Origin of the sequence: Pseudomonas sp. PvP089 (assembly GCF_017875165.1) — a bacterium.
In the GTDB taxonomy this organism is placed as follows: Bacteria; Pseudomonadota; Gammaproteobacteria; order Pseudomonadales; family Pseudomonadaceae; genus Aquipseudomonas; species Aquipseudomonas fortuita.
In genome coordinates this window covers 3,510,571-3,522,886 of the sequence record NZ_JAGGME010000001.1, presented here as the reverse complement: position 1 = coordinate 3,522,886, position 12,316 = coordinate 3,510,571, and the positions used below count along the sequence as shown (strand labels likewise).

The window sequence follows — 12,316 nt, the reverse complement described above, 5'->3', positions numbered from 1 at the left end:
GCAGCAAGCGAATCGCTTGAAGACAAGCCACGATCAATGCTTTCATTCCGCGCTTGAGCCAACGGGTATTGAACGATGAACCGCCCGCTGTTTGTTGCCATCGATGGGCCCAAGGGTACCGGCAAGACCACGCTGCTGGAGGCCGTCACTCAAGCCTTGCGCCTGGACGGGAATAAGGTGATCCGCCTTTGCGAAAGAAACAACGACCCTTACCGGGGCGAGACCATGGTCCTGGTCAACCAGCTTGCCAGAAGCCCATGCCCGGACCTGGAGTTCAAGGTGTGCGAGCGCTTTGCAGAGAGCCGCGCCTGGATTTCCCGGCATGTGCTGCCCAGGCAGCCAGCTGACAGCATCATCCTGATTGATCGCTGGTATCCCTCTGATGCTGCTTTTCGTCGCACGGTGCCTTTTGACCAGATCTTGCGCCTGAACCTTGAGCGAAACGTGCAAGTGCCCGATTTGCATGTCGGGGTTGTCACAGCCGCTGAAACCTCATGGGCACGAGCCGCAGCGCGTACGCGTGGGCTTGGCAGTACGGTGATCTACAACCTTGATGAGCAGGTGGCCTGTACCGAGGCGTTCGAGCGTGCCGTTGCAGAGTACGGCTGGGTGTTGTGCCGTAATGAGGGGACGATCGACGAGGCAACGCGGCAGGTAGTTGGCGAGATACAGGGCGTGCTTGCACACATGTGAGTTGTGCCAGCAACATGTTCTGGCTGTTAGAGCCCGGTTTCCTCAATACAACGCATGAATGGGTTGCCGTGCAAAGTGTTGTGGGTCAAGGACGGCGCAGAGGAAGAGCAGCGGCAACGGCAGCTGCGCCTGCTTGAGCGGGAAAAAAAGCTGCTGGACAAGATTGACGAAGCCCTGGAGCGCATTGCACGGGGTGAGTACGGGTGGTGCAAGGACACCGGCGAGCCCATCGACCTCAAGCGCTTGCTGCTGCGGCCGACCGCGACACTGAGCATCGAGGCCAAGGAGCGGCAGGAACGCCAGGAGCGGCCTATACGCGAAGCTTGATTCTCTAGGCGTGGATGGCACCGGCTTGGCCGGTGTTCGCGGGGCAAGCCCGCTCCCACAGTGACCGCGCAGGCTTCTGGATTTTGAGTAAGACAGCAGGGCCAAGTTGACTCGCTAGGCATGTATAAACTGCGCTGGCGGCCAATCTGCATACCCTGTGCAGAGCCACTGTCTCGCACAAAGGCTGAAAGCGAGCGCGGTCACTGTGGGAGCGGGCTTGCCCCGCGAACACGGGCGAAGCCCGTGCCATCCACCGTGCAAGATTCTTCGCGGCTAAAGCCGCTCCCACAGTGACCGCGCAGGCTTCTGGATTTTGAGTCAGACAGCAGGGCCAGGTTGACTCGCTAGGCAGGTATAAACTGCGCTGGCGGCCAATCTGCATACCCTGTGGAGAGTAACTGTCTCGCACAAAGGCTGAAGGCGAGCGCGGTCACTGTGGGAGCGGGCTTGCCCCGCGAACACGGGCGAAGCCCGTGCCATCCACCGTGCTGGATTCTTCGCGGCTAAAGCCGCTCCCACAGTGACCGCGCAGGCTTCTGGATTTTGAGTCAGACAGCAGGGCCAGGTTGACTCGCTAGGCAGGTATAAACTGCGCTGGCGGCCAATCTGCATACCCTGTGCAGAGCCACTGTCTCGCACAAAGGCTGAAAGCGAGCGAGGTCACTGTGGGAGCGGGCTTGCCCCGCGAACACGGGCGAAGCCCGTGCCATCCTGCAGGTCGTCAGGCACCCTGCCGGTCGATATCACGGCGCAGGACCACCGACGTGGTAATGTCATCCACGGATTCGTGCCGTGCCACGTTGTCGCGTACCTGGTTGAGGTCGTCGATCGTCCGGGTCTCCACTTCAACCACCAGGTCAAGCTGGCCGCTCACCGAGGAAACCCGCCGCACGCGTGCGTCCGTGGCCAACTGGTCGAGCAGCCCCATGGCAGGCGTGCGCTGCAATGTCACCAGCAAGATCGCGCGTATCACATTGGCATCTATTTCGCCGATATCCGCCCGATAACCGCGAATGACCCCGCTGCGTTCAAGGTTGGCGACGCGCTCGGTCGTGGCGCTTCTGGAAAGGCCTATGCGGCCGGCTAATGCCTTCAGCGCAATGCGCGCGTCCTTCGAAAGTACTTCAAGAATCTCACGATCTTTTGCGTCCAGCTCACGCATTGCACCACCTGATTAGCTTGCCGTCATTATGCCGGTCGGAACCGGCATAATGCCTGTTGATCCCGACGGTATGCAGGGTGTCGGTTTCGGTGGTGCATGACAAGCTATTGAAAAACAATTTGCTCGCTCGGAACGTGATGACATGACAGACCTTTCCCACCCGGCACCTCGGTTTTCGGCAAGCGAAGCCGAGGGCCTTGCAAAAGATTTCTTCAATGTCTCTGGCACTGCCACGCCCCTGGATGGGGAGCGTGATCGTAATTACCGGCTGGAGACTGGCCTGGATGCAGGCTGGATACTGAAAATCGTCAATGCCAGCGAACCCAGGGTGGAAAGCGAGTTCCAAACCGCGCTGCTTGATCACCTGGCCGTGCACGGCGCGCATTTGCGCGTGCCTCACTTGCGGGCCAGCATGGCTGGCGACTACCTGCCATCGGTGACCAGTGCCACAGGTGAAACGCACGCGGTACGCCTGGTCAGCTGGTTAGCCGGTACGCCACTTGCCGAGGCCAGGCGCTCATTCGCCCTGATGAAAAACTTCGGTCGGGCACTCGGTGAACTCGACCGCGCACTGCAGGGCTTCATGCACCCGGGTGCCGTCCGCGACCTTGACTGGGATCTGCGCCATGCTGCGCGCTCCCGGTCGCGCCTGCACTTCATCAAGAGCCCTGAACGCCGGGCCATTGTCGAGCGCTTCATCACCCGGTTTGAACAGACCGTACAGCCCAAGCTGGCGTCCCTCCGGGCGCAGGTGATTCACAACGACGCCAACGACTGGAACATCCTGGTCGATGCCGAAACCACCAGTACCGTGACGGGCTTCATCGACTTTGGCGATGCCGTGCATACCGTGCTGATTGCCGAGGTCGCGATTGCCAGCGCGTACGCCATTCTGGACATGGACGACCCGATCGGCGCTGCTGCTGCGCTGGCCGCCGGTTTCCACGAGACATACCCGTTGCAGGCGCAAGAGCTTGATGTGTTGTTCAACCTGATCGCCATGCGCCTGGTCGTCAGCGTCACGTTCTCCGCTTCCCGGCAGGATCAGACAGAGCACAACCCCTACCTGGCGATCAGTGAAGCGCCTGCCTGGCGCCTGCTGGAACAACTCGACTCGATGAACCCACGGCTGGCCACCGGCATACTGCGCAAGGCCTGTGGTTTCGATGCCATCGAAGGCGCGGGTGATGTCCGCCGCTGGATTGCGGACAACCACAAATCCTTCGCCGACCTGGTGCGCCCGTCCGCCGCCATCCTCAACAAGGTGATTGCACCGTTTGGTGACGCCACCCACGAGATGACCATCGCCTCGGCTGAGCAGCGCCCTGCAGATGCAACCCGTTGGTGGGAAGCGTTTTCTGCTGCTCACCAGGTGCCATTGGCCATCGGGCCATGGGGGGAGTTGCGCACCATCTACACTGACAGCGCGTTCGAGTCCCGTTTCATCAAAGGGCAGCGCCGCACACTGCATGTCGGTGTCGACCTGGTGATGCCAGCGGGTACGCCGTTGTACGCACCGGTCGCTGGCACTGTCAGAAGTGTGGAGGTTGAACCAGACCCGCTGGGGTATGGTGGCCTGGTGATGATCGAGCACACGCCACCCGGTTGCCCGCCATTTCTGACCCTGTGGGGGCACATGGCCCATGAAGCGCTCAGCCGCTTGAAAGCCGGTGACAAGCTCGAAGCCGGCGACTTGGTCGGTTACATGGGCACCGATCATGAAAACGGCGGCTGGATTCCCCACCTGCACCTGCAGATGACCACCGATACCCAGCTGAGTGCGAGCGAGGTCATTGGCGTGGGTGAGCCCGAGTACCAGGAGGTATGGGCCGACCTGTTCCCCGATGCCTCGGCCTTGGCGGGTATCCCGCCAGAGACCTACACCCAGCAAGGGATGACCAAGGCCCAGATTATTGCCAAGCGCAAGGATCTGCTGCTACCTAACCTGTCAATTTCGTACACCGACCCGATCAAGTTCGTGCGTGGTGATGGCGTATGGCTGATCGACAACTTCGGGCGCGCCTACCTGGACTGCTTCAACAACGTGTGCCACCTGGGCCATAGCCATCCCGACGTGGTCGAGGCCTTGACCCGCCAGGCTGCGCTACTCAACACCAACACCCGTTACCTGCACGACAACATCGTCGAGTACGCCGAACGCCTGACCGGTACCCTGCCAGAGGGTCTTTGCGTAGCGTCCTTTGGTTGTTCGGGGAGTGAAGCCAACAGCCTGATGCTGCGCATGGCGCGCAACTACACAGGCAGTGACCAGGCGATCGTGCTGGACTGGGCTTACCACGGCACCACGCAAGAACTCATCGACCTTAGCCCTTACAAGTACAAGCGCAAGGCCGGCAAGGGCAGGGCGGCGCATGTTCACGAGGCGATGGTCCCGGACAGCTACTACGCGCCCGGGCACTGGCCAGTGGAAGAGCACGGCAAGCGTTTTGCCGAGTCGGTCGCAGAGCAGCTGGATGCCATACGCAAGGCAGGCAAGGGCCCAGGCTTCTTCCTTGCCGAGTCGATCCCCAGCGTGGCGGGGCAGGTGTTCCTGCCTGACAACTACCTCAAGGAGGTCTACGCCATGGTTCGCGCCGAGGGTGGGCTTTGCCTGGCCGATGAGGTACAGGTCGGGTTCGGCCGCGTCGGTAGCCACTGGTGGGCATTCGAGACCCAGGGCGTGGTGCCGGATGCCGTCACCATGGGCAAACCGATTGGTAACGGCCACCCGATGTCGGCGGTTGTCACCACGCGTGAGGTTGCCGATGCCTTCAATAATGGGATGGAGTATTTCAATACCTTCGCCGGCAACCCTGTGTCGTGCGCGGTAGGCCTGGCGGTGCTCAATGCAATCGAGCGCGACCAGTTGAAAGAAAATGCCTTGAGTGTTGGTAACTACCTGCTCGATGGGTTCCGCAAGCTTCAGCAGCAATTCGATGTGATTGGTGATGTGCGCGGGCTTGGGCTTTTCCTCGGCATCGTCCTGGTCACCGACCGCAAGTCGAAGGCGCCGGCCACGTCCCTGGCCCGGAAAGTGGCTGATGGCGCCAGGGAACGCGGCGTATTGATCGGCACTGAAGGCCCGCATGACAACGTGCTGAAAATGCGGCCATCGATGATTTTCAGCCGGGCCAATGCCGACTTCCTCCTCGACGTGCTGAAAGACAGCTTTACCGCAGCACTGAAGTAGCTTTTGCAGACTACGCGGTCTTTGCAGGCGCGACACAAGGCCGCGCCTGCATCACGCCTTCTGCCGGTCTATGTCACGCCGCAACACTACTGCCGTAGTAATGTCATCTACAGAGTCGTGGCATGCCACGGCGTCCCGCACACGGTTCAAATCATCAATCGTCCGTGCTTCGACCTCCACTATCAAGTCGAGCTGCCCGCTGACCGATGAAACCCGTTTCACCTGGGCGTTCTGTGCCAGAAGGTCCAACAACCCAAGTGCCGGTGTACGTTTCAGCGCTACCAGGATGATTGCCCGTATGACATGGGCATCGATTTCACCGATGTCGGCGCGATATCCGCGAATGACCCCACTGCGTTCCAGTTGCAAAACCCGCTCGCTGGTGGCACTTCTTGACAGGCCAACTCTTGCAGCCAGCGCTTTGAGTGCCACACGCGCTTCCTTGGAGAGTATGTCGAGGATTTCTCGATCTTTGACGTCTAATTCGCGCAATGCTGACACTCCCGCCTGATCACCGATAAGTGACTGGCCGCCCAAAGTACAGTAGGTAAACCAGCCGAATACTTGCTTGTTTTTAGTGCATCGGCAGACACTACTCCAGTTTTTCAAGGCCCGAAGTAGTGCCGGCATTGTGTCGGTCGATTCCGGCAATGTGCCAGTCGAACGCGCACATTGCAGGGTAATTTCAAGGGATCAGTGTGCAAAGCTCTCAGTGAAGGTTGGGGCCTCAGAACCCAAGACAATAAGAAATAGAAACTTCCAAGGAGTGCCTCGATGCTGGCAAGAAAAACCAGGATGCTACTGGCTTCCACCGCTGTTGCAGCGGCTGCATTATTTTCTCACGGCATGGCGCACGCCGATGATTTGCAGGCCGTTCAACATTCAAAAGTACTGCGCGTGGCAATGAGTGGCCAATACTCTCCGTTCAGTTTCGCCAATGAAAAGAATGAAATTGTCGGTTTCGACGCCTCCATTGGTGAAGCACTCGCCCAGCGTCTGGGTGTGAATATAAAAATTATCACCACACCGTTTGACGGCATTATCGCCGGGCTGCTGGCCAAGAAGTATGACGCTGTCATTGCCTCGATGACCATTACCCCCGAGCGGCTGAAAGCCGTCGACTTCGTGGGCCCTTATTACCATGCAGGCCGTACCATCGGCGTCAAGGAAGACTCTTCGATCAAGGGGCTTGATGACCTGAAGGATGTCACCGTTGGCGTTACGTTGGGCGACTCGCATGACAAATGGGCGCGTAATCGCGGCAATCTTAAAGTGCGCACCTATAAAGGCTTACCGGAAATGCTGGTGGACCTGGAAGCCGGTCGTATCGACGCGGTAGTGATGGACAGTATTCCGGTCATGGTTGCGGTAAAAGAGACCGGGCAGAAGGTGCGCATCATCAGCCTGCCGGACGAGCAGGGTGGCCGTGAAGGCCTGGGCATTGCCATTCGCAGAAACAACCCTGAACTCAAGGCCCAGTTGCAGAAGGCGCTGGACGAGATTCTGGCCGATGGCACCTATAAAGAAATCTCCATGAAATGGGTGGGTAGCGATATTCGCTGATGCACACCTGGAGTGGCCTGACCGACAGGTTGGGCCGGGTTGGCTGAATTTTGTGAGTGGTTTTTATGGACCTGTCATTGATCCATCGCACCTACCCGTTCTTCCTGAACGCCGCCTGGGTAACTGTGCAGATTTCGTTGCTATCACTCTTACTGGGTTTACTCCTTGCATGCGTGCTGGTGGCGTGCCGGTTATCGCCATTTATTCTCTTGCGGTGGGCAGCCAAAATCTACGTCAGTGTCTTTCGCGGTACACCCTGCCTGGTGCAGTTGTTCATTATCTATTTTGGTGGGCCACAAATAGGTATTGAGCTTGAGCCGTTTGCTGCTGCGGTGATCGGTTTAGGCATGAATATAGCGGCGTATATGTCGGAGTCCATTCGAGGGGCTATCGATAATGTCGACCCGGGCCAGGAGGAGGGCGCACGGTCGATTGGCTTCAGCCGCAGGCAGACGTTGCTGTTCATCATCATTCCCCAGGCAATGAGGCTGATGATCAGACCGCTTGGCGTAAATGCTATCGGTCTGATCAAGGGTTCTGCCCTGGTGTCGGCCATTTCGGTGGTCGAACTGACTTACACCGCGCAGCGCTTCATCAGTTCAACCTACAAACCGTTCGAGATATTCATGGTGTCGGCGCTGCTTTATATCGTCATGGTCTACGCGGTCAAGTACCTGGTGGAAGTGCTGGACCGGCGCTACGCAACCCAGTGAGGAGTGCCAGTGGAAGGGTTCAACCTGAGTGTCATCACGTCTTACTATGAAATGCTGGCAACCGGTCTGTGGTGGACGGTTGTCATGTTTCTCTGTTCCAGCGTCATCAGCCTGATGGTGGGTGTGTTATTCGCCTTGATCGACCTGTATGCGCCGAAAGCCATGGCACTGCCTGTGCGTTTCGTGACCTGGCTGTTGATGGGCACGCCATTGTTGCTGCAACTGTATCTGATCTATTACGGGCTGGTTCAGGTGGGTATCGATATTCCGGCGCTGGCTGCGGGGGTAATCGGGCTAAGCCTGCATTTTGCGGTGTACAACGCCGAGGTGATCAAGTCCGGGATCGAGGCGGTCGACCCAGGCCAGATAGAGGGCGCGCGCTCGATTGGCCTTAGCAAGGCCATGACCCAGCGCTACATCATTGTTCCGCAGGCGCTCAGAAAAACCATTGCGCCACTGGGGAACAACCTCATTGTGTTGCTGAAGGACACTTCACTGGTGTCGATCATCGGTATCGCCGAACTCGTCTACAGCGCCCAGTTGGCCGTCAGCGAAACGTACAGCCCGTTCGAATTCTATATCGCCGTCGCAGTGATCTACTACGTGGCCAACCTGGTGCTCGAGGCCGGGTTGCATCTTATTGAAGCCAAGGTCGAGATGTCACGATGAACAACAACGCTATGGTAGAAGTGAAGGGCGCTCGCAAAGCCTACGGCACACTTGAGGTGCTCAAGGGCATCGACCTGTCGGTCTCGCGTGGGCAGATCTTCGCTATCATCGGCCCGAGTGGCTCTGGCAAAAGCACCTTGCTGCGGTCGATCAACCATCTCGAAGTGCTCAATGACGGTGAAATCTGGCTGGATGGTGATCAGGTCAACCGCCCCTTGAAAGGCCGCGCCTTCGAGCAGCACATCAACCGGGTGCGCCAGCAGATGGGCATGGTGTTTCAACACTTCAATCTGTTCCCGCACCTCACCGTCTGTGAAAACGTCGCGATAGGGCCTGTGAAGCTCAAAGGCTACTCGAAAAGTGCGGCCAGAGCGCTGGCCCTGGAGTACCTGCAAAAGGTCGGGCTGGAAAACAAGATTGACGAATATCCGTCGCGCTTGTCCGGTGGGCAGAAGCAGCGCGTTGCCATTGCCCGGGCGTTGGCCATGCAACCCAAGGTGATGTTGTTCGATGAAGCGACCTCAGCCCTGGACCCGGAGCTTGTGGAAGAGGTGAACCTGGTAATGAAGCAACTGGCGGCCGAGCACATGACCATGTTGATCGTCACGCATGAGATGCGCTTTGCCGGCGAGGTTGCTGACCAGATCGTATTCATGGATGGTGGGGTTGTTGTGGAACAGGGGGCTCCTGGGGACATTCTGAGGAACCCGGTGCAGGATCGTACCCGGGCTTTTTTGAAGAAGCATTTGCAAGCCGACCCTTTGTAAGAGGGCCGGGCTTCTTCAAAAACCAGGCAGGCGGGTCAGGCCAGCTTTTCCAGCTCTGGCACCGCTTCGAACAGGTCAGCGACCAGGCCGTAGTCGGCCACCTGGAAGATCGGCGCTTCTTCGTCCTTGTTGATCGCAACGATCACTTTGGAGTCTTTCATGCCGGCCAGGTGCTGGATCGCGCCGGAGATACCGACGGCGATATACAGCTGTGGCGCAACGATCTTGCCGGTCTGGCCGACCTGCATGTCGTTCGGCACGAAGCCTGCGTCGACCGCAGCACGCGAAGCGCCGACGGCCGCGCCAAGCTTGTCGGCCAGGCTGTACAGGTGCTTGAAGTTGTCACCGTTACCCATGCCGCGGCCGCCGGAAACGACGATCTTGGCAGCGGTCAGTTCCGGGCGGTCGGACTTGGCCAGCTCTTCACCGACAAAGGCCGAGATACCGGCGTTGTGCGCGGCACCCACCGCTTCAACAGCGGCCGAGCCACCTTCGGCGGCGACTGGGTCGAAGCCGGTGGTACGCACGGTGATGACCTTGACCGAAGCGCTCGATTGCACGGTGGCAATGGCGTTACCGGCATAGATCGGGCGCTTGAAGGTGTCGGCGGACTCGACCGAGATGATCTCGGAGATCTGGTCCACATCCAGCAGTGCGGCAACGCGTGGCAGGATGTTCTTGCCGTTGGTGGTGGCCGGGGCCAGCACGTGGCTGTAACCGTTGGCCAACTCGACAATCAGCGGCGCCACGTTCTCCGGCAGGACGTGTGCGTAAGCTGCGTTGTCGGCAACCAGCACTTTCGCCACACCCGCGATCTTGGCAGCAGACTCGGCAATGCCACCGACGTTCTGGCCAGCGACCAGCACGTGCACATCACCACCGATCTTGGCAGCTGCGGCAACAGTGTTCAGGGTAGACGGTGCTACTGCACCGTTCTCAGGACCTTGTAGAAGGTCAGCGACAACCAGGACAGTCATTCAGATCACCTTCGCTTCGTTCTTCAGCTTCTCGACCAGCTCGGCCACCGACTTGACTTTGATACCCGCGCTGCGGGCAGCCGGCGCTTCGACTTTCAGGGTCTTGTTGGTGGAGGCGAGCGAAACGCCCAGATCGTCAGGCTTGACGGTCTCCAGCGGTTTCTTCTTGGCCTTCATGATGTTCGGCAGCGACGCATAGCGTGGCTCGTTCAGGCGCAGGTCGGTGGTGACGATGGCTGGCAGGTTCAGCGATACGGTCTGCAGGCCGCCATCGATTTCACGGGTGACATTCAGGTTGTCGCCGGCGACTTCCACCTTGGAGGCGAAGGTGCCCTGGGCGTAGCCGGTCAGCGCAGCCAGCATCTGGCCGGTCTGGTTGTTGTCGCTGTCGATGGCCTGCTTGCCAAGGATGACCAGCTGAGGCTGCTCCTTGTCGACAACGGCTTTCAGCGCCTTGGCCACCGCCAGGGAGTTCAGCTCGTCAGCGGCTTCTACCAGGATGGCACGGTCGGCACCCAGGGCCAGGGCGGTACGCAGTTGCTCCTGGGCAAAGGTCGGGCCGACGGAAACGACAACGATCTCGGTCGCAACGCCTTTTTCCTTCAGGCGTACGGCCTCTTCCACGGCGATTTCGCAGAAGGGGTTCATGGACATCTTGACGTTAGTAAGGTCGACGCCGGAGTTGTCCGCCTTGACGCGAACCTTGACGTTGTAGTCGACCACTCGTTTGACGCTTACCAGTATCCTCATAAGCTCTCCAGTCATTGATATTGCGAACGCGGGGCAGCGGGTGTCTGACAATGACGGTAACGTAGGGAATGTGCGGGTGGATCGTCCGTTTCAACTAGTTGATCGGCGATTGTGCGCCAGTGCTCAGGTTTCAGGCATACGCAGAAAGGCGCGAAGGGGCGGCCAGGTGTTGATAGGTCCGCCAGAGCAGCACGATCGGTATGACGATGGTAAGGCTGACCAGCAGCAGGGCGTAGCGCAGCGACTCGTCCACCAGCACTGGCATCAGTACATCGCTCAGTAGCCCGGTTGCCAACGGGCCGATACCGACTCCGCACAAGGTCGAGATAATGGTCTGCAGGGCGACGGCAGTCGCCCTGCGGTGGGCGGGCACCAACTGGGTCAACAACGAGAAGCAGGGGCCGACCCACCATACCGAGAAAAAGCTGCCCAGCGCACACCAGAGCATCGCGCTGGGTACCGGAACTGCACCCGCATGCAGCAGGATGTCACGTGGCCAAAGCAGGTAGATGATCAATGCGCAATTGCCGAGCACATGGCCGATGAGCGGAATGCCGATTTGCCAATGCTGGCTCCTGATCACCAGGCGGTCGGTCAGCCATCCACTGAACAACGCCCCTAGCCCGGCAAAGGTGCCGCCTACCAAGCCGGCCAGAAGGCCCGCGTAGTGCAAGGGCAGGTCATGCGATCGCACCAGGAAGCTGGCATTCCACATGGCAAAGGCATAGGCGCTGAAGGTGGTAATGCCGCAAGCCAGCACCAGGCAACGGTAGGCAGGCTGTGCCATGAGTGCCCGCGCACTGCCCAGCAGGCTTTGTATGGGCGGTGCGCCCTGGCTGGCGTGGCTATGGGGGAGGTCGAAGCGACCCCGTACCGGGTCGCGCATCAAAAAGGCAAACACCGCGCTGATCAGCAGGGAAGGCAGGGCGACAGCAAAAAAAGCGCTGCGCCAGCCATATTGGTCGACCACCCAGGCGCCGGCACTAAGGGCAACGATGGTCGAAAACGTCGGCGCGGCGGTGTAGCAACTGATGGCAAAAGAACGCCGGTGCGGTGGGTAGATATCGGCAATGATCGACATCGAGGTCGAGGTGCTTGGTGACTCGAAGACTGCTACCGCCATGCGTGCGATCACCAGCATCGCAAAGCTGGTGGACAGGCCGCAGGCCACCGTTGCCAGCGCCCACAACGAGCAGGTAATGGCCAGCAGGCGTGTGCGTGACAGGCGATCGGCCAGGCGCCCGGCTGGCAGGCCCAGCAGCACATAGACGGCAGCGAAGGCCAGGCCCGAAACCAGGCCCATGGCGGTGTCGCTGGCACCGAACTCTTGTTTGAGCGGTTCGATCATCACGGCAATGATCTGCCGCCCGACAAAGTTGTCGGCGTACATCATCGCGAGCACAAACAGCAGACCATGGCTGCGCCAGCCGATGGGTTGAGGGTGCGTACTGCTCATGGATGACTCCCGGTCAAACCGCAGAGATGGGCAATGGCCCAAGCTGTGC

At 59.4% G+C, this 12,316-nt stretch carries 11 protein-coding genes and 1 pseudogene; 7 read left to right on the top strand and 5 right to left on the bottom strand.

Annotated features, from left to right (window positions below):
• The first annotated feature begins 75 nt into the window (after positions 1 to 75).
• Together J3A71_RS16125 and J3A71_RS16120 are read left to right on the top strand one after the other, a co-directional pair.
• On the top strand, positions 76 to 693 hold the full coding sequence (locus tag J3A71_RS16125) for a dTMP kinase (RefSeq protein WP_016486799.1): 618 nt from the start codon (positions 76 to 78) through the stop codon (positions 691 to 693).
• 102 nt (positions 694 to 795) lie between these two features.
• Positions 796 to 1,020: pseudogene (locus tag J3A71_RS16120) on the top strand (TraR/DksA C4-type zinc finger protein); the annotation flags it as partial.
• Between the two features lie 721 nt (positions 1,021 to 1,741).
• On the opposite strand, the gene J3A71_RS16115 reads toward J3A71_RS16120, so the two are convergent.
• On the bottom strand, positions 1,742 to 2,182 hold the full coding sequence (locus J3A71_RS16115; RefSeq protein WP_016486802.1) for an Lrp/AsnC family transcriptional regulator: 441 nt from the start codon (positions 2,180 to 2,182) through the stop codon (positions 1,742 to 1,744).
• 142 nt (positions 2,183 to 2,324) lie between these two features.
• Between J3A71_RS16115 and J3A71_RS16110 the strand changes: the two genes are divergently transcribed.
• A complete protein-coding gene (locus J3A71_RS16110) occupies positions 2,325 to 5,372 on the top strand; it encodes an aminotransferase class III-fold pyridoxal phosphate-dependent enzyme (RefSeq protein WP_016486803.1) in 3,048 nt (1,015 codons plus the stop codon).
• A 51-nt stretch (positions 5,373 to 5,423) separates the two neighbouring features.
• On the opposite strand, the gene J3A71_RS16105 is transcribed toward J3A71_RS16110, so the two are convergent.
• A complete protein-coding gene (locus tag J3A71_RS16105) occupies positions 5,424 to 5,864 on the bottom strand; it encodes an Lrp/AsnC family transcriptional regulator (protein WP_096426957.1) in 441 nt (146 codons plus the stop codon).
• Between the two features lie 282 nt (positions 5,865 to 6,146).
• Between J3A71_RS16105 and J3A71_RS16100 the strand changes: the two genes are divergently transcribed.
• The 4 genes from J3A71_RS16100 to J3A71_RS16085 all read left to right on the top strand — a co-directional run bounded on the left by J3A71_RS16100 (position 6,147) and on the right by J3A71_RS16085 (position 9,084).
• Complete coding sequence (locus tag J3A71_RS16100) at positions 6,147 to 6,935, top strand: ABC transporter substrate-binding protein (protein ID WP_031312448.1); 789 nt, start codon at positions 6,147 to 6,149, stop codon at positions 6,933 to 6,935.
• Positions 6,936 to 7,000: 65 nt separating this feature from the next.
• Positions 7,001 to 7,648, top strand: a complete 648-nt coding sequence (locus J3A71_RS16095) for an amino acid ABC transporter permease (RefSeq protein WP_096426059.1) — start codon at positions 7,001 to 7,003, stop codon at positions 7,646 to 7,648.
• 51 nt (positions 7,649 to 7,699) lie between these two features.
• Positions 7,700 to 8,317, top strand: a complete 618-nt coding sequence (locus tag J3A71_RS16090) for an amino acid ABC transporter permease (RefSeq protein ID WP_219740377.1) — start codon at positions 7,700 to 7,702, stop codon at positions 8,315 to 8,317.
• Positions 8,314 to 9,084 (top strand): amino acid ABC transporter ATP-binding protein, encoded by a 771-nt coding sequence (locus tag J3A71_RS16085; protein ID WP_060519957.1) that lies wholly within the window; start codon positions 8,314 to 8,316, stop codon positions 9,082 to 9,084. Before J3A71_RS16090 ends, J3A71_RS16085 begins: the two co-directional genes overlap by 4 nt.
• A gap of 35 nt (positions 9,085 to 9,119) precedes the next feature.
• Here the strand turns inward: J3A71_RS16085 and J3A71_RS16080 are convergent, their stop codons facing one another.
• From J3A71_RS16080 to J3A71_RS16070, 3 genes are all read right to left on the bottom strand, one after another.
• Positions 9,120 to 10,061 (bottom strand): FAD-binding protein, encoded by a 942-nt coding sequence (locus J3A71_RS16080; protein ID WP_023049029.1) that lies wholly within the window; start codon positions 10,059 to 10,061, stop codon positions 9,120 to 9,122.
• Entirely contained in the window at positions 10,062 to 10,811 is a 750-nt protein-coding gene (locus J3A71_RS16075; RefSeq protein WP_016486809.1) for an electron transfer flavoprotein subunit beta/FixA family protein, read from the bottom strand. It abuts the gene before it with no gap.
• A gap of 130 nt (positions 10,812 to 10,941) precedes the next feature.
• Complete coding sequence (locus J3A71_RS16070) at positions 10,942 to 12,267, bottom strand: MFS transporter (RefSeq protein ID WP_016486810.1); 1,326 nt, start codon at positions 12,265 to 12,267, stop codon at positions 10,942 to 10,944.
• Positions 12,268 to 12,316 lie beyond the last annotated feature (49 nt).